Raw genomic sequence first — 23,762 nt, 5'->3', positions numbered from 1 at the left:
AAAATTCATTCTATCTACTTTGGGCTATATTGAGCTTTATTGTATCTGCTTTTGCACTATTTCGAATTTCTAGTTTTGTCCGTCTTTGAAGCAAGACCGTAATTTAAGTTGACAAACAATCAAAAATAATATATCTTAATATCAAGATAATAAATATAAAGAAAAGTTTTTCGACTGTTTATTTTGTTTAGAAAAACCTAATCATATAAAAACCAAGGAGGATAATGACATGAAACTATTAGGATTGCATCACGTTTCGGCGATTACAGCGGCAGCGGCTAAAAATGTTGATTTTTATACTCAGGTAATGGGACTTCGGCTAATCAAGAAAACGGTGAACCAAGATGATGTTAGTGTGTATCACCTTTTTTACGGAGATGAGCGTGGAACTGCGGGTACAGAAGTCACTTTCTTTGAAATTCCACATGCGGGACAAACTCGTACAGGAAATAACAGCATTTCAGCTCTCTCCCTACGGGTACCGAATGACAAGGCACTGGATTACTGGAAAAACCGCTTCGAGCAGCTGGATGTAAAACATGGTGAAATTACGGATCAAGCGGGACGCTTGGCACTTTCGTTCGAGGATTTTGAAGGACAACGCTTCTTCCTCGTTTCAGATGAGCATGATCACGGAATGCGCGGCGGCACGCCTTGGGAGAAAAGCCCTGTCCCTGCCGAATACGGCATTGTAGGACTTGGACCGGTTCATCTGACTATTCCCAAAGCGGAGAATACCATTCTTATTCTTGAACAGGTTATGGGCTTCCGCAAAAAGGGCTCCTATCCTTCTCCTGTGGCTGGACAACCGGATGTGGTCATCTATGAAACGGGTGAAGGCGGTACAGGAACCGAAGTTCATCTGGAAGAGCGCAACGATCTGCCACAAGAGCGACCAGGACGCGGCAGTGTGCATCACGTAGCCTTCCGTGTTGAAACTGAGGAAGAGCTCAAACAGTGGGTAGACCGTATTGGGCAGCTGCAAATTTCCAACTCTGGTTTTGTAGATCGCTTTTATTTCCGTTCCTTGTACTTCCGTGAGCCGAACGGCATTCTGTTTGAATTGGCAACCGATGGACCCGGCTTTGATACGGATGAAGAACTCGAGTTTCTGGGTGAATCGCTGGCGTTACCGCCATTTTTGGAATCGCGCCGTGCCTCTATTGAAGCCAATCTCAAACCGCTTAACACCAAACATTAATTGAAGTTTCATTTACACAAAAGGGCATTCCACTATCTGCAAGCTTTTCAGCTTTGACAGGTAAGCGAAATGCCCTTTTTAGTTATGCTTACAGCTTTTTATCATCCACACTGTTCAGCCATGCTTCGATTTCTCCGATTACAGAGGCGATACAGCCATCTTGGAACGGCGAGATGAGTCCAGCCAACTCAACCAATCCGGTAAAAGATCGACTTCCTCCGGCACGGCATAGCTTCAAATAATCTTCCCACGCAGCTGTCCGGTCGATACTCATGCGTTTCCAGAATTGGAACGCGCACAGTTGCGCGAGTGTATAGTCAATATAGTAGAACGGGGATTGAAAAATATGACCCTGTTTGTGCCAAAATCCGCCTTGCTCCAGATACTCGTTGCCTTCATAATCCAGATGCGGTTTATACTTACGTTCAATGGAGCGCCATGCGCTTTTACGTTCGGCTGGGGTCCAGTCTGGATGTTCGTATACGGCATGCTGGAATTCGTCCACGGCTACGCCGTAAGGTACGAACAGCAACGATGAGGATAGATGTTCAAAGTGATATTTGTCCGTATCTTCTTCGAAGAACAGATTCATCCAAGGCCATGCGAAAAACTCCATGCTCATAGAGTGGATCTCAGCCGCCTCCATGGTTGGCCAATGGTACTCAGGAATTTCAAAATGTCGGCTTTCATAGACCTGGAAGGCATGACCTGCTTCATGCGTCAATACGTCGATATCACCGGATGTACCATTGAAATTAGAGAAAATAAACGGCGTGCCATATTCACTCAAAAATGTACAATAGCCTCCGCTTTGCTTGCCCTTTTTGCTGATCAAATCCATCAGTCCACGTTCGATCATAAAGCTGAAAAATTCATGTGTTTCCGCTGAAAGTTCCTCATACATACGTGCTCCATTACGAATGATCCACTCCGGGTCACCTTTAGGCGTAGGATTGCCTGACAGGAAGTTGAAGCCCTCGTCATAATAGCGAAGCTGATCTACTCCGATCCGTTCGCGCTGGCGCTCCTTCAACTTGGTTGCCAGAGGAACGATATGCTTCAGCACCTGCTCGCGGAAATTGGCTACCATTTCGGCATTGTAATCTGTACGTCCCAAGCGGGCATAGCCCAATTCTACGAAGTTGTCATAGCCCAACTTGTGTGCCATGCGCGTGCGTACCTTCACCAGTTCATCATAAATCCGGTCCAGCTCGTCCTCATGCTCACTCATAAATTGATATTTAGCCTCGGAGGCCTGTTTGCGCGTCTCCCGGTTGGTAGCCATTTCAAAAGGCAGGAGCTGCGACAATGTGCGTTCTTCTCCCTCGAACGGGATCTTCGCTGAAGCAATCAATTGAGCATATTCCGAGGTCAGCTTATTTTCCTGCTGTAAATCCTCAATAATATCCGGATGGAACGATTTGAGTGCTACCTCGGCAATACTGAAAAGCTGGCTGCCCCATTGACTCTCCAACTCGGTTCGGAATGGAGAATCCACCAATGCCCGGTAGTAATCGGTTACATACTCCTGAATAACCGGCATGAAATCATCAGCGTACTCTTGCTCCGCTTTGTAAAAGGCATCCTCCGTATTAATAGAGTGCCGAACTTCCACCAATTGCAATTGTGTTTCCACATTACTGCGCAGCTTGTTAATCGCATGAATCACTTCATTTTGACGTTCTACGCTGTCTGCTTCACGAAACTGCTGCAACAGCGTTTTAAACCGCTGTTCAATTTCAGGTTGCTCTGGTCGACTGTAAGCCATTTGGCTGAATAATGTCATTGCCTCGGTTCCTCCTTAAATGTAATAAATCTGATGCCTATTATACAGTACGATTAGACCAAACTGGAAGCTGCAATTCCAAAAAAATACAACCTCAAAAGCCGCAATACTATGTATTGCGGCTTTTGAGCCTCATCTAACTCTATATATCAAAAAAGTCATGATCTAAAACAATCTAATATATATTCAGCCTGATGGAGATTTATAAGTCTTTCTAAGATCGCAGACCTTCATGCTTTATTGATTTTGCAAACGATGTGCCGCATGCAGGGTCGGACCGACGAATTCATTCAGCTTGAAGCTACCTTCAATGGCCTGTGTAATAAATCTCTTGGCCTGATCCACTGCTTCGCGTACAGTCAGCCCTTGTGCCAAACCAGCCGTTACCGCTGCCGAAGTGGTGCAGCCTGCACCGTGGGTAAAGTTTGTTTTTACAACATCGGCTTCAAACCAGTCAAAAGTGATTCCGTCATATAGCAGATCCATCGCTTTACCTGCGCGAATTTTGCCACGGTCCTTGATCAGTACATGCTTAGCTCCACGCTCATGGATAATCGCAGCCGCTTCCTGCATCTGCTCCAGTGTCGTGATCGGTCCATTCTTCGCCAGTTGCGAAGCCTCGAACAAGTTCGGTGTTACCAGGTCAGCGCCAGGAATCAACAATTCCAGCATCGCCTCTGTATTTTCCGGCTGAAGCACTTCATCCGTGCCTTTGCAGACCATAACCGGGTCAATTACGATCCGCTTCAGATCATGCTTTTTCAAATGGCTGGCTACCAGCTCGATAATTTCAACGGAACCAAGCATACCGGTTTTCATCGCATCAAAACCGATACCTTCCAATACAGTACGCAGCTGCGCTTCTACCACATCCAACGCAACAGGATATACAAGATGATCCCAGGTTTTAGGACCCATCGCTACTACGGTTGTCAATACGGTCATACCATATACGCCAAGCTCCTGAAAGGTTTTCAGGTCTGCCTGAATACCCGCTCCACCGCTTGTGTCGGAGCCCGCTATCGTTAATGTTTTGGGAATCGTCATTTGTACATGCTCTCCTTCACTTTCTGTGCTGCATTTATCCTAATCCCGCTTGCGAAACTTGTCAACGCGCAAAACGGTCCTCTCTATGTTAAAAGTCACAAGCGACAGCAGCAGCTAAAAAACGAGAACATCCCCTTTTGAAACAGGAACATCCTCGCAATAACGTGTTATATGAAGAATTCGAAAGAAATTTGGAATTATAGATATCCACCGGTACTGTGATCATAGGCATGATTCTTTTCATTTGCACGTACGCCCAGGCACAGGCTCTGATACAGCTGCTGCTGTTCCGGTGTAGCAAAATTCCGATGCTGCTCAAATAAAGCCATACAACCAATGATATGTTCGGTATAGCTATTATCGACAGACAGTTGCAAGCAATGCAGTATTTGTCCCACTCCCTCGGGGTAATCACCTTTTCGGAAATAATATTCCGCATACACCTTACAAAAGGATGCAAAGCGAAATGCATTAAAGTGCTTGCGATAATGAGTGTCCCATCGTTCCGGTGCAAGCTCCCAGAAGCTCTTGAGTTGCTGACTAAACAGTCCCAGTTCGGCATCCACGAAATAACCGAACCGGTTCGCCGATTCGAGCAAGGTGTTCAAGCCTTCCAGTGTCTCATCCGGATGCTCACGCAGGTAAGTAATATATTCATAGATTGCAGAAGTGTTGCCCATTTTAATTTCAATACAAAGTCGGTTGCCCTGTGCATATACACGATGTAGGTTGACCACTTTCCAGCCTTCTTCGTCTAAACCCTCAAACCAGCTCAAATCTGCATAACCCTCAATCCATTGCTTGGATTCCTCATATCTGCCCTGAAACTCATAGCAGCTGGCCTTGAGCAGATGCCCCTGAGCATAGTAATAAACGAGCGGTTTAAGCAGCTCCAGGTGCTCATCTCCAAAACGGTTCCGATTGCGATACAATGCCTGCGCCAGCTCTCTTAGTTCGTCCGCATACATTTCCATCTCGGACCATTGCATTTTTAAAGCAAACACTTGAGATAGCATATGTAAGCCTTCCAGTGCGTAAATTTCCGGTAGACGACTACGGTACAAATGGAATTGTACAGCAGCCTTCAAGTTCCGTTGGTTATCCTTAATCTGAATCTGGAATATACGGAAATAGCTGATCGCCAATCGTTCAGAGTGGGTATACTTCTCACTCTCGATGACACAATCATACAGAAGCATGGAAGCTTCATGTCTGCCATCCTCAAACATCGCTTCTGCGGTCTCAAAAATAGCAGGAACGTTCGATAAATCGTCCATCAAATAGCCAAGTACACTGCGTATACACTCCAGCTTATTCAACTCTGAGCAACGCAGGAGAAACGGACGCAACCTCCTCCAGTGTGGTAAGGAATGAATAAAACATTCATCCACATACATCTCGAACAAAGATCCTTCTTCCAATCCCATGGCCTCTGTAATCAGATCAAGCTGATTGACTGAGATAGGCCGTGGCGGGTTCCGATTAAGTATACCGCTAAGTGTACCCGGATTTACCTTGGAAGCATCTGCAAAACATTGCATTGAAATGCCTTCACTTTGAATATACTTTTCTATTTCTGCGCGGATCGTGGTGTTTTTTTCCAAAGGGACACCCCCTCAAACGAATGATGGTGACTTTTTCATTACCTTTTAAACCAAAATTTGTTTAATCAAAGTATATGTCTATTTATACGAGAGGTCAATAACTTTAAACACGACTCAGGACATATAAAATCACGAATTTTGTACGATTTTAAAACTGTTTTATGAAAAAAGACCGTCCTCTGCGGGACAGTCTATTTCTATTATTTTGATGCTGTGGACTTATAGGACAAAAACTAGTTAGCAGTTCTACCGTGAACGTCCGAAATCGATGGCAAACTTAGCGTATCCCTCTACCGTTAACCCTTCATAAAGCAACTCCGAATAGGCATTAGCGGCATCCGTTGCTTGCGGCGAGGTCAGGAACGTCACATGCGGACGCCCTGACCATGGGGCGAGGGACCAATGGCCGTCAGCTTTTGGCGTCAACGTCTCCATATGCCGCACGTATTCGGTCAGCACATGACGGTTCTCATCCGGTGAAGCAAGTATAATTCGCTCTCCACCCGGATTGACCAGCGCAGAGGAAAACGCGCGATAGTTATTCGTAACAACCAGATAATTTCGCTGCATATCCATCGGTTCGCCATCAAAAGACATCTGAATGATTCTGTGTGCATCTGGGTCCTTTAGACCCCCGTCAGCATCATATCTGGCTGGCTGTGTTACATCAATTTGATACCTGATGCCGTCGATGATATCGAAATTAAAGCTTGGAAAATCAGAATTAATCAGCTCTTGCTCTTGTTCTGCTGAAGGATCAATTTGCCGGAATTGTCCAGCGGACCACTCCAGCCATTCCCGAATTTCTGTACCGGTCAGTCGAACGACATGCAGCGTATTCGGAAAATTGTACAGATCGGCGATATGCTTGATCGCCAACGTCCCCGCCGGAATATCGGTATAGTACGATGGCCCGTATCTGCCGCCTGTTTTAAAAGGAGCTGCTGCCGACAGAACGGGCAATCCTTCGTACTCGCTCCCTTGCATCTGCTGCTTCACATACCACATTTGCGCATCATTCACCAGCTGAACCGAAGCATCATCCATCACCTGAGCAAAAAAGCTGTTCACCGCCATCGTCGTCTGACCTACAGGTGCACGAATATACTCCAATGTTCCGGCGTGCTCTTCTGCTACCTCCAGCTGAATGGCAGTATCCGGTTGTACCAGCGCCTCCTTGCGTATCGGATCATACACCGGGCGTACCTCGGCAGCAGATGCAACCACCTGCCACTTTCCTCCACTAAAGGTCAGCTCCAGATCAATGATACCCAGATGATCCCCCCAAAAGCCCGGCTCCACTGCTGGAATATCGTGGATGGTACCTCGCTCTAGATCAACACCTGTTTTCCCCATAAACGAAGGTCCAGGGAATACTTTATGGGCATGACCAAATACAATGGCGTCAATCCCTTCCATCCTGCTCAGATGCAGCACCGCATTTTCCATATAAGGTGTTTCGGGAATATCTTCGAAGCCAGCATGGGGCATGGCAATGATCAGATCGGCTCCCGCCGCCTTCATTTGTGGAATAAACCGTCTGGCCGTTTCCAGCATATCTTTGACAATGATTTTCCCCTCCAGCCACGCCTTGTCCCATTGCATAATTTGCGGAGGAACAAAGCCGATGATCCCTACCTTCAACAGATGCTTACCGCCTGCTTCATCCTCTACCGTCTTATCCAGCAATAGATAAGGTGTAAAGTAATTTCGTTCTTGTTCTCCTGCTATATAAATGTTCGCATTCACATAAGGAAATTGCGCTCCTTGAAGGCAAGTCTGCAAGTATTCCAGTCCGTAGTTAAATTCATGATTCCCGATATTGCCAGCCTCATATCCAAGCAGATTCATGGCTTTATAGGCGGGATGCACCGCGCTTGGGTCCTGTTGGATTCGCTGTACAGCATAATCCCCCATCGGATTCCCTTGGATCACATCTCCGTTATCCAGCAGCATATGGTTGGGTACCTCCGCCCGGGCTGTTTGAATGAGACTGGCCGTTTGCGCCAGACCGTAATGCAGCGTTTCCTGATCCGTATAATAATCGTAATTCCACAAACTGACATGCAAATCGGTTGTAACCATAATGCGGAATTTCACTCTCACAAGGCTTACATTGTCTTGGTCTGCCTTTTCGTTAATATCCAAAATATCCACTCTTGTTCTCTCCCTCAGCTTCGGTCATAGAGCTTGAACAAGTCTAACAGAGCACTGTTAAGAGAATGTTAAAATAAGCATTTCGCATAAATCCAGAAAATGGTTTTTACCATACGATAAATTTTACATCATTTTTACCAAAGTCAGGAGTGGTTTTTACCCTAGCTGTGGGACTAGCTGTTAAGATTTGGTTTGTCACAGCATTTACAGGTTTTTAATTTTATTTTCGTTATCACTATGTTTAGGGGGAAATTATTTTGTTCAAAAAAGCACTGACCTTGTGCATGACCTTCACACTGGCAGCGGGTCTAGCCGCTTGTGGCTCCAATGCAAGCAACAACAGCGCGTCCACTCCGGGTACAGATGGCTCTAAAAACGAAAGCACAGCCTATGTTCCTAAGGAGTTAAAGGTACAGTTCGTTCCTTCTCAAAATGCAGATACGCTCGAAGCCAAAGCCAAACCGCTCGAAAATCTACTGGGTGACAAGCTTGGAATCCCGGTGAAAGTAACGGTATCTCCTGACTACAATACGATTGTGGAAGCCATGTCTTCCAAGCAGGTAGATGTAGGATTCCTTCCGCCGAATGCTTATGTACTGGGCCACGATAACCGTAAAGCAGCCGATTTGCTGTTGCAAGCTCAACGCTACGGCATTGAAGATGCTACAGGCAAGGACACGACTGAAAAAGTAAACTTTTATAAAGCAATGATCGTGGTGAAAAAGGATTCTCCGATTCAAAGTCTAGCTGATCTGAAAGGCAAGAAGGTTGGCTGGCAAAATGTAACCTCCTCCGCAGGCTACGTGTACCCTGCAGCAGAGCTGAAAAAAGCTGGCGTGGACCCGGACACGGATGTGCAGGGTGTGACGATCAAAGGCCACGATGCTGCTATTCTGGCGTTGCTGAACGGTCAAGTTGATGCGGTAGCTGTTTTCCAGGATGCACGTAACACGGTGAAGAAGGAAATCCCGGATGTATTTGAAAAAACTCGCGTCATTCATTACACAGCTAAAATTCCAAATGACACCGTCAGCGTACGTTCTGATATGGATCAAGCGTGGAGAGACAAGATCAGCCAAGCCTTTATTGACATTTCCAAAGACCCTGCAGGCGGCGAGATCATTAAAGAAATTTACACCCATGTAGGTTATGAAAAGGGCGACGATAAAAACTTCGACTCCGTGCGTGAATACGCCGAAGCCGTTGGCCAAGCGGTTAAGTAATCGGAGCAAACTAGATACTGTAATGAAGTAACAGCTACGAAACAGGCTTTACGAATGACAGGGCAGCACCGTCCATGTATTCATGGCGGTGTTGTTTTCATTCCACCCCATCGGGGGAGAAAGTTGGGAGCATATGATCGAATTCCGTAACGTATCGAAAACATACCCGAACGGCACCAAAGGGTTGAACCATATTAATTTGACGATTCAGGAGGGAGAAATGGTCGTCATCGTCGGCTTATCCGGTGCAGGTAAGTCTACCCTGCTGCGTTCCATTAACCGACTGCATGACATTACGTCCGGCGACATTGTCGTGGGTGGCAGGTCCGTCACGTCTGCTGGAAGCAGCGAGTTGCGGCGCATTCGCCGTGATATCGGCATGATCTTTCAAAGCTTCAATCTGGTTAAGCGTTCGACAGTGCTCCGCAATGTACTTTCCGGCCGCGTCGGCTATCATTCGACGCTGCGGACCATTCTCGGTCTCTTCCCGAAGGAGGATATCGAACTGGCACTAACAGCGCTGGAGCGCGTGAACATCCGCGAAAAAGCTTACAGCCGGGCAGATGAACTGTCCGGTGGCCAACAGCAACGCGTATCCATCGCCCGCGCCCTGGCGCAGGAGGCTAAAATCATTCTGGCGGACGAGCCTGTCGCATCGCTGGACCCGCTGACCACCCGTCAGGTCATGGATGACCTCCAGCGCATCAACCGTGAAATGCAGATTACGACCATCGTCAATCTGCATTTCATTGATCTCGCGCGCGAATATGCAACGCGGATCATCGGATTGCGCGCCGGGGAAGTGGTCTTTGACGGCACACCGGAGGAAGCTACGGATGAGGCCTTTGCGGAGATCTACGGCCGGGCCATCAAGCATGATGAGCTGCTGGGAGTGGGATCATGAAGCCCGGCTCTACTGCCCAGCCGCTCTCTACGACGCAACCGTCACCGCATGCTGGACCGCCACAGCCAAGCAAGCCGCCCGCAGGGCCACCTTTGCCAGGACGTTACAAGCGTTATGCCACCTGGATGATTTTTATCGTGGTTCTGGTAGCCTGCTCCATTCATACGGATGCCACACCATATCAGTTGATCGTCGGCTTGCCGGAGATGGGCAAATTGTTGGGTGAAATGTTTCCACCCGACTGGAGCTACCTGCCTACCATCTGGAAACCCATGCTGGAAACGATCCAGATCGCCATTGTCGGCACGACACTGGGAGCCATATTGGCGATCCCTGTCGCGTTGCTGTGTGCCTATAATGTGATGCCGCGCAAACTGATTTCGCTGCCAATGCGCACGATCCTGAACCTAGTACGGACAATTCCTGATTTGCTGTTTGCCTCAATCTTTGTGGCGGTGTTCGGCATCGGGCCGTTTGCAGGGATGCTCGCCCTGCTCTTCTTCTCCTTTGGCATCATAGCCAAGCTGACCTTTGAGGCGATTGAAGCCATTGATCCCGGGCCGCTGGAAGCCATGACCGCTGTTGGCGCGAGTCGCATTCAAGTCATCGCCTTTGGTGTGGTTCCGCAGGCTCTTCCTTATTTTGTGTCGTACTTGCTGTATACCTTTGAGGTTAATGTGCGCGCGGCTTCCGTTCTGGGCCTGGTCGGGGCTGGTGGTATCGGTCTGTTGCTTGACCGTTCTCTGGGGCTGTTCCGATATGATCGGGCAAGCATCATTATTCTACTGACCCTCGTCATCGTCCTTGCGATTGATTACGGCAGTAACCTGCTACGGAGGAAATTATTATGAATGATCCTACGCTTCGCAGACCTATTGGCTCCCGCCTACGCCTATGGGCGATAGCTACTCTGCTAATCATCATTTATATTTGGGCTTTTCGCGGGATGCAGTTTGAAGGATTACAGGGAACGGCCAAAAGTGTCTCTGTCGCTATATTGGACGGCTTCCTTCATCCCGACTGGTCGTTCGTCTACATCCCTGAGGGAGAGGATTTACTGCGCGGGTTGCTGGATACGCTGGTCATTTCAGTACTCGGAACCTTCGTGTCCGCATTTGTCTGCCTTCCGTTCGCCTTTTGGGCGTCCAGCAATATGACCCGTCTACGTCCCTTATCGGGTAGCGGGAAATTTGTGCTTAGTGTCATCCGGGTTTTTCCCGAAATGATCGTCGCCATCCTATTTATCAAAGCCGTTGGCCCCGGCTCGTTTGCGGGTGTGCTTGCCCTCGGCATTCACTCCATCGGCATGCTGGCGAAGCTTTTCTCGGAAACGATCGAAAGTGTCGATCACGGGCCTCAAGAGGCTTTGATCGCGTGCGGTGCCAACCGTTGGCAGGTGATTTTCTTCGCCGTGCTACCGCAGGTGATTCCACAGTTTCTTTCGTATTCGCTTTACCGTTTTGAAATTAATATCCGTTCTGCTACCACGCTCGGTCTGGTCGGTGCAGGTGGTATCGGTACTCCGCTACTGTTTGCACTCCAAATGCGCAACTGGAACCGTGTAGGCGTTATCTTGCTCGGCATTGTGGTCCTGATCATTTTGACGGATCTGATTTCCGGCTGGCTGCGCAAACGGATCGTATAATTAGAATTCTAAACGTCCAAAAAGCCTCTCCTGTGTAAAAAGGGATGTTATACTCCCATTCACTCGGAAGAGGCTTTTGCCGTTCGTTCAACATCGCCCTGCCAATTCATCTATGACCCGTCGGACTTCCTCAGCCGTATTGTAAAAATGCGGAGCCACACGGATAACATCCTTTCGTGCTGAAACGATCATATTTTGGCTTCTCAAATTCCTTTCCACAGCCGACACGTCGGCTACTTCAACAGCGAGCAGGCTTGGTAATGTACCTCCCCTGTAAGGTACACGTATGTGTAACCCTTTGCGCCGTCCATATTCAACGGAAAAATCCAACAACTCACTCATATAGGCCTGAATACTCGTGACTCCAATCTCCAGCAGCAGCTTTAAGGCCGCATTGGCGGCAAAAATGCTAATGAAAGAAGGCAATCCCGTCTCAAAGCGTCGGGCTCCCGCCGCCGGAACCGGGTGAGCAATATCAAACCGGGAAGCGGGCTCCTGCCCAAGCCAGCCTGTAAGACGGGGCTTGAAGCGGTCTATTCGGTCCTTGCTTACATAAAGAAAAGCCACGCCTGGAATTCCAAGCATATATTTACGTGCTCCCGCGACCAAAATATCTACGCCCATTGCCTTTACATCCACTGGAACGATCCCTGCAGACTGATAAGCATCCACAAACAGCAACGCCTGATTTCGGTGAGCTATGTCTGCAATGGATTTTAAATCCTGCTGAAATCCGTTGGTATAGTTCACTTGTGACACCATAACGAGTGCAGTTTTCTCCGTAACATGCTCCTCATACTGCTCTATCGTCACTTCTCCCTCGATGGAGGGGATACAGCAGATGTGATCCCGGAACATCTCCTGTGCCTGCCAGATGTGTCCCACCGTCGGAAAGTCGGTGTCCGCATACACAATGCCTTCTTTTCCCGGTACATAAGGAAGGGCTGTGGCCACCCCGGCAATCGCCTCAGAGGCTGAGGACAGGACCGCAATTTCGTCAGGCTCCGCCCCAATGAGCTTGGCAAAATGCCCTCTAGCCTCCTCCAAACGTGCCATAGACAGATCGCCGTTATGACCGTGTTGCAGCAAACTTCGATGATATTCCTCAATGGCAGCGGAAACCGGCCTTGATACGGCCCCCTGGGAACAACTCCCTACATGGATATGTGAGGACAGCACTGGAAACAGCTGACGGTAGGACTGAAACGGATGTTTCATTTTTCCCTTCGCTCCTCCTGGGCACACCAACGTGCCTTGATATAATCATTTTATTATCCATATAAGCCACCTTAGAACAAGGGCCTCTCTTCCCATCTTCTCGCCGTTAACAGACGATAGACGCAAAGAGAGGCCCTGAGGAATCATATACAAAATCATAAATTAATGCACGCGTTTGCGTCCAAACCAGCTTTTAAGCACCAAAGTAGCCAGAGCTAGTAACAATAACAACGAGGCCACCGCAAAAGATGCCGAGAATTGATATTCGTTATACAAAATTTCTACATGCAACGGCAGTGTATTCGTCTCTCCCCGGATATGTCCAGAGACGACGGACACTGCACCGAACTCACCCATGGCTCGCGCATTACACAAAATGATGCCATACAGCAGACCCCACTTGATATTCGGCAGCGTCACTTTCCAGAAAATGCGCCAGCCGCGCGCGCCCAATGTGACCGCCGCTTCTTCCTCCTGCTGTCCCTGATCTTCCATCATTGGAATGAGTTCTCGCGCCACAAATGGAAAGGTGATGAACAGCGTCGCTAAAATAATACCAGGCAGAGCAAATATAATTTTAATATCATGCTCGTCCAACCACGGTCCAAGCCAGCCCTGTGCGCCGAACACTAATACATACATCAGCCCTCCGACGACAGGAGAGATGGCAAAGGGTAAATCAATCAAGGTGACCAGCAAGCCTTTGCCGCGAAATTGAAATTTCGTGATCAGCCAAGCGGCAGCTACACCAAATACCGTATTCAGCGGTACCGTTATCGCTGCCACCAGCAGCGTCAACCGCAATGCAGACATGGCATCTGGGTCCCGTAACGCTTCGACGTAGACGCTCCATCCTTGCTTGAGCGCTTCGGTAAGCACGACGATTAGCGGCAATACCAGCACCCAGAGCAAAGCTAAAAAAGCAGCACCAATCAGCGTCCACTTCACCCAAGTGGCCTCGGTCGTGACCCTGTTGGGCGGTGCGGATGAAGGCACTGGTGCAGAAGCAAGCTCCTGCCCAGTTATTGCTTGTGACATGGTGTATCCCTCCTTAGAATGCGGGTATCATGCGCAGCCCTGCATGTTAACGTTAGATAATTACATTAGACAGTTGCGTTCAGGCAGTTACGTTAAACTGCACGGCGCCGTGACCAGCGCTGAATGCTGTTAATCACGAGTAGCAGCACGAATGAAATCACCAACAGCATCAACGCTACCGCCGTAGCTCCTGCATAGTCATTTTGCTCCAGCTTGGACATGATGAGCAGTGGAGCAATTTCCGTTTTCATCGGCATATTGCCAGAGATGAAGACGACAGAACCGTACTCGCCAATACCACGGGCAAAGGCGAGCGCAAAACCCGTCAGCAGCGGTGGCATCAGCTCCGGCACAATAACGCTGCAGAAGATACGCCATCTGCCAGCTCCCAGCGTAGCAGCGACCTCCTCCTCATCCTTATCCAGCTCCTCCAAAACCGGCTGCACTGTCCGTACGACGAACGGAATGCCAATAAACATCAATGCTAGCGTAATTCCCGTCTGTGAGTATGCCAGCCTCCATCCAAGCGGTTCAAACAATGAACCGATCCAGCCGTTCTGCGCATACAGAGCAGTCAAAGCAACCCCCGCTACGGCAGTAGGCAAAGCAAAGGGTAGATCAATCACCGCATCAAAAATTCGTTTCCCCGGAAACTCATAACGCACCAGCACCCAGGCTATCAATAAACCGAGAAACAGGTCGATCAGCGCCGCAGCCGCGGCACACAAAAAGCTTACCTTGTAGGAAGCCAGCACCCTGACATCAGTCGCCACGTCCCAAAATTTTTCCCACGTCAGTCCAGTTGAATTCAGAAGCAATGCCGATAAAGGCACCAGCACCACCAGACTGAGATACAGCACACTATAACCCATTGTTAACCCGAACCCGGGAAGTACGCGTTTTCGGGTGGCTTGCACTTGACTCATGTTCTGTTCATCCCTCTCTGAATCCATTCACTATGACACTCGCGGCTACCGATCAATCGCCTACACAGCCCACCTATTTTATGAACTGCCGGGTACATAAATCTGGTCAAAAATGCCTTTGTCGCTGAAATGCTTCTGCTGCGTCTCCTTCCATGTCCCGAATACATCCTTCAAGGTTACGAGCTCCAAGTTAGGAAATTGATCCTTGAACTTTGCCGTCACACTCTCCAGTGTTGGGCGATAATAATTTTCGGCAGCAATGGTCTGCCCTTCTTCACTGTACAAATATTTCAGGTACGCGTCCGCTACCTCGCGTGTACCTTTTTTATCTACCACCTTATCGACTACTGCTACCGGAGGTTCAGCCAATATACTGATCGATGGATATACGATATCGAATTTATCCGCACCCAGCTCCTTCACGGAGAGCAATGCTTCATTTTCCCATGCAATCAGCACATCGCCAATTTCACGCTCTACGAAAGTCGTTGTCGCTCCACGTGCTCCGCTATCCAGTACCGGCACATGCTTATACAGGTCCTGTACAAACTGCTGGGCTTTAGCTTCATCGTTATTGTTCTTCTTGAGTGCATAGGCCCAGGCTGCAAGATAGTTCCAACGTGCTCCGCCCGAAGTTTTAGGATTCGGTGTAATAACTTGCACATCGCCACGGATTAAATCGTCCCAGTCCTTGATCCCTTTCGGGTTCCCTTTGCGCACCAGTAACACGATGGTTGAAGTGTACGGGGCGCTGTTATGCTCATATTTACTTTGCCACCCCTCTTTAACAAGTCCTTTTTCCTGTAGCGCATCAATATCGTAGCCCAGGGCCAGAGTTACCACGTCCGCATCCAACCCGTCCTGCACAGAACGACTTTGCTTGCCAGATCCTCCATGAGATTGCTTGATCGTAACCTTCTGTCCTTTCTCCTTCTCCCAATGGGCGGCAAACGCTTTATTATATGCCTCATACAGCTCACGGGTCGGATCATAAGAAACATTGAGCAACTCCACTTCCTTGGAACCGGCAGCAGAACTACCATCCGCCTGCGTCCCTCCTTTGCTTGCCCCGCAAGCGCTCAGCATAATCGTTAAAACCAAAGATAGCCCGAGAATAAGTCCACTTTTCCATTGCCTTTTCATCAAGACACCCCGAATTCTATGTAATTTGTATTCATTTACGCCTGTTATTTACAGACATAATCAAAAAAAGAGCGGAGAATTCCCTGATGCAGCTCTGATAGGTCAAACCTGTCGCGTGGACAGTGTCTGCCTGCTGTTCCTAGAGGTTCTCCGCCAAAATGGCGAGATCATACTTTAATTCTTTAATTCCTACCTGTTTAATGAGTTATATGGATATAATACGAGAGTTTAGGAGTGATGTCAAACCTTTTTTTGGTATGTATCATCTGTACTTTTCTTTCTTTAAAGGGGGGCAGTCAGAAACATGATATATGTTTCCGACCGTTTAGAGGTCATTTACACACGGAGTACGACTTAGTTGGCAACCGTTTCAAGATTAATCGAAAAGACTCCAAAAAGCTTCGGATTGTCCGTAGCTCTTCTCAACCACAGTTCACCGGAACCCACCATGACTCCCTGATAATTAACAAACAAATCATCTGTCTTTTGATTCACCAGCGCCTCACGAATTGCGTCCGTAAAAATCTGATCATACTTGGCCATAAAATCTTTCTTATTCGGAATCGTTAGCGACTTTTCACTATCATTAACACGCAGAGGGTACAAAATATAATCGGCCACTTTCTCCTTGTCATTGTCGGCAACTGCCTTCTGCAGCGCTTTGAACGTGTTCAAAAACGCTTTAGGATCTTGAATACCTGCTACCTCAAATGGATTTTGCGATGGATTGGAGACTGCCGGAGAAGAAGATGTATCCGATGAAGCAGCTGGAGCCGAAGGAGCTGACTTTTGTGCATCCGTACCGCTGTTTTCTGCACTCTCGCTCTCTTTCGCTGCTTTGTCACTTTGGGCTGAACCGCTACGATTACCACCGGCTCCGTTCTCGATCACGCTTGTACTGCTTCCAGTATCAATGGTTTCAGCATTCTTATCCTGACCACAGCCAGTAAGTGCTACAAAAGTAAGTGTAAGTAAAATGGCTGTGAGTGACAGCCTCCGTGACATCTTTTGATTACCGAATTCATGGTTTCTGGGCACAACGGGTCATCCTTTCTGCTTTCTGCTCTGACCTATTCTGTTCATTAAGTCTTCAACCGTTCTATTGTAACATAAGTAGACTAATGACCGCATGTCGCACCCTTTCTGGAAGGGGCTTACAGTGTAATATATGCGAAGGTTTTAACGCTTCCTTGCGATCCATCGTCCGTACTTACTTTCAAAATCATCTCTTTCAAGGAGTCACTTACAGCTTCATCCTGCCCCTCTGGCTTTACAAACAGCAGATCGTGGCGTTCTCCCGGCTGCAACGTTTGGCTGGAAAACCCGCTCGTTGACCCTTGCAAGTCTAATCCATTTGCACTATTGAGCTTGTATTGTACGGGTTGCTTTCCTGTATTCTTGATACTGATGTACAACTTGTGCCCCTCTTCAAATCTAAAGCTCGTTTGTCCTTGTCCTCCAAATTGCATCTCCTGGTCATGTACAACGCGTTTCGCTGCACTTCCTTGCTTACTCTGCATACTAAGCGGAACAGTCGAATGACTCTGATTTACTTCTGTAATAGTTGATGTAGGAACGCTCATATTAGCAAAAGTGGCATAACCCACAATTGCCCCTGCAACCCCCATCCAAACCCATTTCTCCACCATTTGATTTCCTCCTCTTCTTATCTATCTTCAGTCGTCACCGTGATTGCACAGATGGAACGGCTTATCTTCTATAAGGAAGCGATCAAGCCAAGTCATTTTATATATAAAGTCGGGTGCCGATTCGATGAATCCGTTCACAATGTCCAAAGAGCGTAGATTGTTCAAGTTTTGTATTTCAGGAGGCAACGTACGGATTCCGCTATACTGGATATCCAGATACTCCAGTTGTTGCAGCTCTCCAATTTCAGGAGGCAAATGCCGGAATGCCAGCTCCTCTTTGGGTATTACTTTGACATCTGGTGCCGGGCGATCATAGCATCCACAGCTGATCCTCAGGCTTTTGAGCCGGGTCAGCTTGGCAATATCAGCCGGTAGCTCTTCCAAATCCGCTACTTGTATCGTCAGTGACTCCAACGATTCCAATTCGAACAAAGCATGCGGTAGTGTTCGTATATCCTGCTCGAAAATGGTCAGATGCTTCAGAGAATGCAGTTCTCTAATCCGTTCCGGTATCTCCCTCAAGCCAAACGACATAAGCTCTACTCGATCCGGTTGATGCCGAATAGCATCGTTCAGAAAAACATCTATATTCTGATGATATTCAGGTTTGTGAATAAACACACCGGGGATAAGCTTCTCCAATTCATCCGCTTCTTCTGTAGCCATGTTTAGTCTACCTATTCGTTCGTGAGCTATGTTAATGATCCAATCCTCTCCATCCGCATTCTGGAAGCACAAATCTTCAGGCAATTGGGGATGTACCCAGGAAAACAGACTGGACGCCGCTTGCTTTAATAGTCCCCCTGCCTCAGGCGCACATTGGTATCGGTAAAATGTTCCTTGTGTGTAGGCAATGGAATGCATGCCCCTAATTTCCTCATATGAGTGTGTGGACAGTAAAAAAGGTTTCAATTGCTGTAGTAATTCCTTGAACAGAGTATCCTGGTCGATCACTCCATTCTCATCCTCTGTCGCCCATTTATGTATGCCTAGCATAAACGTGTCTGCCCGTTCCATAGCATAATCAATCAGTCTCTCATAGGCTGCTCCCCGAACATCGCTGTATAATCTGAACTTGTCTCTCCCCCTCTGTGCCCTCGGCCTTACAATAAAAAAAGCCGAACTCATATCTATTATGAGTCCAGCTGTCATATTTTTCAAACTTGATCAAAGACACCCCATACGACTTTTTGAATAGGGCTTACCGCTTACTCTGTCACTGTTCCATAGATCAGCACTGGTGCTTCCGCATGATCCGCAATACGGATGTTCGCGTAGATTTTCTCCAGCACTTGGGCTACATCTTCACGGTTCGCATGGATAGTAACTAGCGAATCGCCTTTTTGAACAGCATCCCCGACCTTTTTGTTCAGCATCAAGCCGACAGCCAGATCAATCTCGGATTCTTTGGTCGCACGTCCTGCTCCAAGCAACATCGCTGCGGTACCGATTTCGTCAGCCACGATTTCAGCTACCACACCATCCTGCTTCGCAGGCACCTCAATAAGATACTGTGCTTGTGGCAAGCGTTCAGGATGATCCACCACAGAAGCGTCACCGCCCTGATTCGCAATAAACTCTTTGAATTTCTCCAGTGCTTTGCCATTGCGAATGACTTCTCTGAGCTTCTCTTCGGCGTTTTCAAGGGATTCTGCTTTCCCTGCTAAAAATACCATCTGACTGCCCAAAGCCATACACAGCTCTTCCAGATCTTTCGGTCCTTCGCCACGCAGCGTATCAATCGCTTCTTTCACTTCCAGCGAGTTACCGATGGCCAGACCCAGCGGTTGACTCATATCGGAAATGACTGCCATCGTTTTGCGACCCACATTGTTACCGATGCTTACCATGGCATGTGCCAGTGCTTTGGCATCATCTACGGTTTTCATAAATGCGCCTGCACCTGTTTTTACATCAAGCACAATGGCATCGGAGCCGGCAGCGATTTTCTTACTCATAATCGAGCTGGCAATCAGCGGAATCGAGTTGACCGTCGCCGTAACGTCACGCAAGGCATACAGCTTTTTGTCCGCAGGTGTCAGGTTACCGCTTTGTCCGATGACCGCAATTTTGCTGCGATTCACCAAATCCACAAATTCGTCCTTGCTGATTTCGACGTGGAAGCCTGCAATAGCCTCCAACTTGTCGATTGTTCCTCCGGTATGTCCGAGGCCGCGGCCTGACATTTTGGCTACCGGAATGTCCAAGGCCGCTACGAGCGGAGCCAGTACCAGCGTTGTTGTATCACCCACACCGCCAGTGGAATGCTTATCGACCTTTACACCTTCAATCGCGGACAGATCAATGGTATCACCCGAATGAACCATCGCCATCGTCAGATCAGCGCGTTCGCGTTCAGTCATATCTTTGAAGAAAATGGACATCGCCAATGCACTGACTTGATAATCGGGAATTTCACCCTGAGTGTAGCCTTGGATAATAAAATTAATTTCCTCCGTACTCAGTTCTTTTCCGTCACGTTTTTTCTCAATCAAGTCTACCATTCTCATATGTCATTTCTCCTCACTGTGCGTATGATCGTTTACAGAGATACTGCTGTATCCAGTGCAACTTCCATCATTTCTTTAAAGGTTGTTTGCCGTTCTTCTGCGGTCGTTTCTTCCCCCGTCAGCAAATGATCGCTTACCGTCAGAATCGTCAGTGCGTTTACGCCAAACTTGGCTGCCAACGTATATAAAGCCGAAGTTTCCATCTCTACACCCAGCACGCCGTATTCCATCAGCTTTTGTACCACTGATTTGTCATCACGGTAGAAGCTGTCTGAGCTAAATACATTGCCGACATGCATGTTCAAGCCTTTGGCAACACCGCGATCATAAGCGCCCTTCAATAGATCGAAGCTGGCAATCGGCGAGTAGTCGTAGCCGCCAAAGATATGGCGGTTCATACCGGAATCCGTACAGGATGCTTGTGCCAAAATGACGTCACGAACGTGCACATGCTCCTTCATTCCGCCGCATGTACCTACGCGGAACAGGTTTTTCACACCGTATTCGCTAATCAGTTCGTTGACATAAATACTGATGGAAGGTAGCCCCATCCCGGTTCCCTGCACAGATAGGCGTTTCCCTTGGTACGTACCCGTGAATCCGAGCATTCCGCGAACCTCGTTGTAACAGATCACGTCCTCCAGATACGTATCAGCAATAAATTTTGCCCGTAACGGGTCTCCTGGCAGCAAAATCGTTTCTGCAATTTCTCCGGGTTTGGCTCCAATGTGTACACTCATGTTTTTTATTCCTCCGTCCCATTTGTCCATGCTTGTATCGTTATTTATATGGTTACTAGTAATCTTGCTTGCTCTTGCTGGTCCTTGATTACTGAAGCTCTGCCAAAAAGCTCGTTCCGTGTTCAGGCAGTTTTACACCAAAGTTATCCGCTACGGTCGCTCCAATATCAGCAAAGGTTTTACGAACCGCAAGCTCCTTGCCCCCAGCTGTAAAACGTGGCGAATATGCCAGCAAAGGTACATATTCGCGGGTGTGATCCGTTCCACGATACGTCGGGTCATTCCCATGATCTGCAGTAATGATCAGCAGATCGTCATCGGTCATTTTGGCAAAAACTTCTGGCAAACGCGCATCGTAATCGTCCAAAGCTTGACCATATCCCTGCGGATCACGACGGTGACCGTATACAGCGTCAAAGTCCACCAAATTCAGAAAGCTTAATCCGGTGAAATTCTCATCGAGCGTAGCCACCAGCTTATCCATGCCGTCCATATTGGACACCGTACGCACAGCCTTCGTCACACCCTCACCGTCATAAATGTCAGAGATTTTACCCAAGGCGATCACATCCAGACCTGCATCCTTCAGCTCGTTCATGGTGGTGCGACCAAACGGCTTGAGCGCATAATCATGTCGATTGGAGGTACGGGAGAAGTTCCCTGCCTCGCCTACGAACGGACGTGCAATAATGCGACCCAGCATGTACGGATCTTCCAGCGTGATTTTACGGCAGAACTCGCAAATCTCATAGAGCTCCTTCAAAGGTACAACTTCCTCATGCGCCGCAATTTGCAGCACAGAGTCCGCCGAGGTATAGATGATGAGCGCTCCAGTTTTCACGTGTTCTTCGCCCAGTTCATCAATGATTTCCGTTCCGCTAGCAGGCTTATTGCCAATAACTTTGCGACCTGTGTGCTCCTCAATGCGTTGAATCAGCTCATCCGGGAACCCATCAGGAAATACACGGAAAGGAACCGCAATGTTCAAGCCCATGATTTCCCAATGGCCCGTCATCGTATCCTTACCATTGGACGCTTCCTGCATCTTAGTGTAATACGCGAGCGGCTTGTCGGCCGCTGCCACTCCTTCTATGGAACGAATATTGGACAGACCCAGCTTACCCATATTCGGCATCTTCAGGCCACCGCGTTCGCGGGCAATATGACCGAGCGTATCTACATCGTAATCATCAAACTGGGCAGCATCCGGCGCTTCGCCGATACCAACCGAGTCCATAACCACCAAGTGAATCCGTTTGAATTTAGACATCATAAAAATCCTTTCCTGACTCGCTGTTTTTTTTACAAAAACAACCCTGCAATCGTTGCCGACAGCACGCTAACCAGCGTTGCCCCGTACAACAGCTTCAGACCAAAGCGGGCCACCACATTTCCCTGTTTTTCATGCAACCCCTTCACCGCCCCGGAAATGATACCGATGGATGAGAAGTTAGCAAAGGATACGAGGAATACCGATACGATCCCGACCGTGCGCTCCGACAAGCCTGTTTGCTTGGTCAGATCCAGCATGGCCACGAATTCGTTGGATACGAGTTTGGTAGCCATAATGCTGCCCGCCTGAACGGCTTCGTTCCACGGAATACCCATGACAAAAGCGAAAGGCGCAAACACATATCCAAGCAACGCCTGAAAGCTGATTCCAAACAACCAGGAGAAAATTCCGTTAACCATGGCAATCAGCGCCACAAAACCGATCAGCATTGCAGCTACCGTAATAGCAACCTTGAAACCGTCCATAATATATTCCCCGAGCATTTCGAAGAAGGACTGCTTCTCTTCCTCCTGAACCTCCAGTAAATCGTCTTCCTTCTCAATCTTGTACGGATTAATAATGGAAGCGATAATAAAGCCGCCGAACAGGTTCAATACCAAAGCTGTGACCACATATTTGGGATTTAACATTTGCATGTAAGCTCCCACAATCGACATGGACACTGTAGACATCGCAGACGCACACAGCGTATACAACCGATGTTTTGGCAGCAGACCAATTTGCTTCTTAACGGAAATAAACACCTCGGATTGACCCAAGATAGCCGAAGCTACAGCGTTGTAGGATTCCAGTTTACCCATTCCGTTTACTTTGCTCAAGACAAGCCCGATATATTTAATAATAAAAGGTAACACTTTTACATATTGCAAGATACCAATCAGCGCGGATATGAACACGATTGGCAGCAGTACACCGATAAAGAACGGTGCTGCTCCTTCATTCGCAATTCCGCCAAAAACGAAGTTAATCCCTTCAGTTGCATATGCCAAAAGACTATTAAAACCTTCTGCAAAGCCTTTGACCAAAAATTCGCCAATTCCTGTATGCAACAATACGAAAGCAAGCGCTGCTTGCAAAACAACCATAACTATCAGCGGACGATACCTGATTTTACGTTTGTCACTGCTGGCAACGTAAGTAAGTGCAAATACAACGAGCAGTCCCACCAGAGCGATTACATATTTCATTTAATTTCCCCCTCATTACATTAAGCGCTTACATTCCCTATAAAAAGAATGCGCTCCAAAGAGGCATTCTTTTTTTTATTTGCCCAGATCCGCAGGTCGAAAAGCACCCGGCAGTAATTGATCTACCTTCCACTCTTCCGTGTTGCCATGAAGGTTTGTCAGATAAATTTTGGTATCTTGATGAGCAAATTCGGAAATAACCTGACGACAAGCCCCACATGGAGACACAGGCCCTTCCGTATCAGCTACTATCGCAATCGAATCAATTTGACGGCAGCCTTCGGATACCATTTTGAAAATCGCTGTCCGCTCTGCACAATTGCATAAGCCGTAGGAGGCATTTTCCACATTACATCCGTGATAAATCGTGCCATCGCTTCCGAGAACCGCAGCACCCACCTGAAAATTCGAATACGGAACATATGCCTGTTTACGCGCCTCAAGCGCTTTCTGAATCAATTGATCCTTCATCGCGAATCCCTCCATGACT

General features: G+C 47.9%; 21 protein-coding genes. 5 read left to right on the top strand and 16 right to left on the bottom strand.

Going from position 1 to position 23,762, the window contains the following annotated elements; translation table 11 throughout:
* The first annotated feature begins 229 nt into the window (after nt 1–229).
* Nucleotides 230–1,201 carry a ring-cleaving dioxygenase gene (locus tag NLX78_RS13330; RefSeq protein ID WP_061828937.1) on the top strand — a complete coding sequence of 324 codons (972 nt, stop codon included), beginning with the start codon at nt 230–232 and terminating at the stop codon, nt 1,199–1,201.
* An 88-nt stretch (nt 1,202–1,289) separates the two neighbouring features.
* Here the strand turns inward: NLX78_RS13330 and NLX78_RS13325 are convergent, their stop codons facing one another.
* The 4 genes from NLX78_RS13325 to NLX78_RS13310 form a co-directional block, all read right to left on the bottom strand.
* Complete coding sequence (locus tag NLX78_RS13325) at nt 1,290–2,987, bottom strand: M3 family oligoendopeptidase (RefSeq protein ID WP_053326125.1); 1,698 nt, start codon at nt 2,985–2,987, stop codon at nt 1,290–1,292.
* 237 nt (nt 2,988–3,224) lie between these two features.
* Nucleotides 3,225–4,034, bottom strand: a complete 810-nt coding sequence (gene thiD / locus NLX78_RS13320; RefSeq protein ID WP_013312022.1) for a bifunctional hydroxymethylpyrimidine kinase/phosphomethylpyrimidine kinase — start codon at nt 4,032–4,034, stop codon at nt 3,225–3,227.
* Nucleotides 4,035–4,231: 197 nt separating this feature from the next.
* Nucleotides 4,232–5,638 (bottom strand): DNA-binding protein, encoded by a 1,407-nt coding sequence (locus NLX78_RS13315; RefSeq protein WP_254350656.1) that lies wholly within the window; start codon nt 5,636–5,638, stop codon nt 4,232–4,234.
* Nucleotides 5,639–5,884: 246 nt separating this feature from the next.
* Nucleotides 5,885–7,795, bottom strand: a complete 1,911-nt coding sequence (locus NLX78_RS13310) for a bifunctional 2',3'-cyclic-nucleotide 2'-phosphodiesterase/3'-nucleotidase (RefSeq protein WP_254350655.1) — start codon at nt 7,793–7,795, stop codon at nt 5,885–5,887.
* Nucleotides 7,796–8,052: 257 nt separating this feature from the next.
* On the opposite strand from NLX78_RS13310, the gene NLX78_RS13305 reads away from it, so the two are divergent.
* The 4 genes from NLX78_RS13305 (at nt 8,053) to phnE (NLX78_RS13290) (ending at nt 11,567) form a co-directional block, all read left to right on the top strand.
* Nucleotides 8,053–9,018: a phosphate/phosphite/phosphonate ABC transporter substrate-binding protein gene (locus NLX78_RS13305; RefSeq protein ID WP_254350654.1), complete on the top strand. Its 966-nt coding sequence runs from the start codon at nt 8,053–8,055 to the stop codon at nt 9,016–9,018.
* Between the two features lie 133 nt (nt 9,019–9,151).
* Nucleotides 9,152–9,922, top strand: coding sequence for a phosphonate ABC transporter ATP-binding protein (gene phnC / locus NLX78_RS13300; RefSeq protein ID WP_039273947.1), 771 nt, complete (start codon nt 9,152–9,154; stop codon nt 9,920–9,922).
* Nucleotides 9,919–10,773, top strand: coding sequence for a phosphonate ABC transporter, permease protein PhnE (phnE, locus tag NLX78_RS13295; protein WP_254350653.1), 855 nt, complete (start codon nt 9,919–9,921; stop codon nt 10,771–10,773). The genes phnC and phnE (NLX78_RS13295) overlap by 4 nt, the downstream gene beginning before the upstream one ends.
* A complete protein-coding gene (gene phnE, locus NLX78_RS13290) occupies nt 10,770–11,567 on the top strand; it encodes a phosphonate ABC transporter, permease protein PhnE (protein ID WP_254350652.1) in 798 nt (265 codons plus the stop codon). The genes phnE (NLX78_RS13295) and phnE (NLX78_RS13290) overlap by 4 nt, the downstream gene beginning before the upstream one ends.
* Before the next feature lie 87 nt (nt 11,568–11,654).
* Here the strand turns inward: phnE (NLX78_RS13290) and NLX78_RS13285 are convergent, their stop codons facing one another.
* The 12 genes from NLX78_RS13285 to NLX78_RS13230 all read right to left on the bottom strand — a co-directional run bounded on the left by NLX78_RS13285 (nt 11,655) and on the right by NLX78_RS13230 (nt 23,743).
* Nucleotides 11,655–12,785, bottom strand: coding sequence for an aminotransferase class V-fold PLP-dependent enzyme (locus NLX78_RS13285; RefSeq protein ID WP_039273942.1), 1,131 nt, complete (start codon nt 12,783–12,785; stop codon nt 11,655–11,657).
* 162 nt (nt 12,786–12,947) lie between these two features.
* Nucleotides 12,948–13,823: a sulfate ABC transporter permease subunit CysW gene (gene cysW / locus NLX78_RS13280; protein ID WP_250260386.1), complete on the bottom strand. Its 876-nt coding sequence runs from the start codon at nt 13,821–13,823 to the stop codon at nt 12,948–12,950.
* Between the two features lie 92 nt (nt 13,824–13,915).
* On the bottom strand, nt 13,916–14,749 hold the full coding sequence (cysT, locus tag NLX78_RS13275; protein WP_254350651.1) for a sulfate ABC transporter permease subunit CysT: 834 nt from the start codon (nt 14,747–14,749) through the stop codon (nt 13,916–13,918).
* 78 nt (nt 14,750–14,827) lie between these two features.
* Nucleotides 14,828–15,892, bottom strand: coding sequence for a sulfate ABC transporter substrate-binding protein (locus tag NLX78_RS13270; RefSeq protein ID WP_254350650.1), 1,065 nt, complete (start codon nt 15,890–15,892; stop codon nt 14,828–14,830).
* A gap of 354 nt (nt 15,893–16,246) precedes the next feature.
* Nucleotides 16,247–16,930 (bottom strand): hypothetical protein, encoded by a 684-nt coding sequence (locus NLX78_RS13265; RefSeq protein WP_250266716.1) that lies wholly within the window; start codon nt 16,928–16,930, stop codon nt 16,247–16,249.
* A gap of 116 nt (nt 16,931–17,046) precedes the next feature.
* On the bottom strand, nt 17,047–17,541 hold the full coding sequence (locus NLX78_RS13260; RefSeq protein WP_254350649.1) for a putative periplasmic lipoprotein: 495 nt from the start codon (nt 17,539–17,541) through the stop codon (nt 17,047–17,049).
* A gap of 27 nt (nt 17,542–17,568) precedes the next feature.
* Nucleotides 17,569–18,669, bottom strand: coding sequence for a leucine-rich repeat domain-containing protein (locus NLX78_RS13255; RefSeq protein WP_254350648.1), 1,101 nt, complete (start codon nt 18,667–18,669; stop codon nt 17,569–17,571).
* 80 nt (nt 18,670–18,749) lie between these two features.
* The gene (locus NLX78_RS13250) at nt 18,750–20,051 is read right to left on the bottom strand and encodes a pyrimidine-nucleoside phosphorylase (RefSeq protein WP_039273927.1); all 1,302 of its coding nucleotides are present in this window, start codon (nt 20,049–20,051) and stop codon (nt 18,750–18,752) included.
* Between the two features lie 32 nt (nt 20,052–20,083).
* Entirely contained in the window at nt 20,084–20,791 is a 708-nt protein-coding gene (deoD, locus tag NLX78_RS13245) for a purine-nucleoside phosphorylase (protein WP_254350647.1), read from the bottom strand.
* Between the two features lie 88 nt (nt 20,792–20,879).
* Nucleotides 20,880–22,064: a phosphopentomutase gene (gene deoB / locus NLX78_RS13240; RefSeq protein ID WP_190298005.1), complete on the bottom strand. Its 1,185-nt coding sequence runs from the start codon at nt 22,062–22,064 to the stop codon at nt 20,880–20,882.
* Between the two features lie 29 nt (nt 22,065–22,093).
* On the bottom strand, nt 22,094–23,272 hold the full coding sequence (locus tag NLX78_RS13235) for a NupC/NupG family nucleoside CNT transporter (RefSeq protein ID WP_235306383.1): 1,179 nt from the start codon (nt 23,270–23,272) through the stop codon (nt 22,094–22,096).
* A 75-nt stretch (nt 23,273–23,347) separates the two neighbouring features.
* On the bottom strand, nt 23,348–23,743 hold the full coding sequence (locus NLX78_RS13230; RefSeq protein WP_254350646.1) for a cytidine deaminase: 396 nt from the start codon (nt 23,741–23,743) through the stop codon (nt 23,348–23,350).
* Nucleotides 23,744–23,762: the final 19 nt, after the last annotated feature.

This window comes from Paenibacillus sp. Lou8.1, from assembly GCF_024213565.1.
In the GTDB taxonomy this organism is placed as follows: Bacteria; Bacillota; Bacilli; order Paenibacillales; family Paenibacillaceae; genus Paenibacillus; species Paenibacillus polymyxa_B.
The sequence above is the reverse complement of the archived record's forward strand: the minus strand, read 5'-3'. Positions and strand labels throughout refer to the sequence as shown.

Excerpts from the sequence above, each read along its gene's own strand:
- NLX78_RS13330 (WP_061828937.1), top strand. The coding sequence starts at position 230 with ATGAAACTATTAGGATTGCATCACGTTTCGGCGATTACAGCGGCAGCG.
- NLX78_RS13325 (WP_053326125.1), bottom strand. The coding sequence starts at position 2,987 with ATGACATTATTCAGCCAAATGGCTTACAGTCGACCAGAGCAACCTGAA.
- thiD (WP_013312022.1), bottom strand. The coding sequence starts at position 4,034 with ATGACGATTCCCAAAACATTAACGATAGCGGGCTCCGACACAAGCGGT.
- phnC (WP_039273947.1), top strand. The coding sequence starts at position 9,152 with ATGATCGAATTCCGTAACGTATCGAAAACATACCCGAACGGCACCAAA.
- phnE (WP_254350653.1), top strand. The coding sequence starts at position 9,919 with ATGAAGCCCGGCTCTACTGCCCAGCCGCTCTCTACGACGCAACCGTCA.
- phnE (WP_254350652.1), top strand. The coding sequence starts at position 10,770 with ATGAATGATCCTACGCTTCGCAGACCTATTGGCTCCCGCCTACGCCTA.
- NLX78_RS13285 (WP_039273942.1), bottom strand. The coding sequence starts at position 12,785 with ATGAAACATCCGTTTCAGTCCTACCGTCAGCTGTTTCCAGTGCTGTCC.
- cysW (WP_250260386.1), bottom strand. The coding sequence starts at position 13,823 with ATGTCACAAGCAATAACTGGGCAGGAGCTTGCTTCTGCACCAGTGCCT.
- cysT (WP_254350651.1), bottom strand. The coding sequence starts at position 14,749 with ATGAGTCAAGTGCAAGCCACCCGAAAACGCGTACTTCCCGGGTTCGGG.
- NLX78_RS13270 (WP_254350650.1), bottom strand. The coding sequence starts at position 15,892 with ATGAAAAGGCAATGGAAAAGTGGACTTATTCTCGGGCTATCTTTGGTT.
- NLX78_RS13260 (WP_254350649.1), bottom strand. The coding sequence starts at position 17,541 with ATGGTGGAGAAATGGGTTTGGATGGGGGTTGCAGGGGCAATTGTGGGT.
- NLX78_RS13255 (WP_254350648.1), bottom strand. The coding sequence starts at position 18,669 with ATGAGTTCGGCTTTTTTTATTGTAAGGCCGAGGGCACAGAGGGGGAGA.
- NLX78_RS13250 (WP_039273927.1), bottom strand. The coding sequence starts at position 20,051 with ATGAGAATGGTAGACTTGATTGAGAAAAAACGTGACGGAAAAGAACTG.
- deoD (WP_254350647.1), bottom strand. The coding sequence starts at position 20,791 with ATGAGTGTACACATTGGAGCCAAACCCGGAGAAATTGCAGAAACGATT.
- deoB (WP_190298005.1), bottom strand. The coding sequence starts at position 22,064 with ATGATGTCTAAATTCAAACGGATTCACTTGGTGGTTATGGACTCGGTT.
- NLX78_RS13235 (WP_235306383.1), bottom strand. The coding sequence starts at position 23,272 with ATGAAATATGTAATCGCTCTGGTGGGACTGCTCGTTGTATTTGCACTT.
- NLX78_RS13230 (WP_254350646.1), bottom strand. The coding sequence starts at position 23,743 with ATGAAGGATCAATTGATTCAGAAAGCGCTTGAGGCGCGTAAACAGGCA.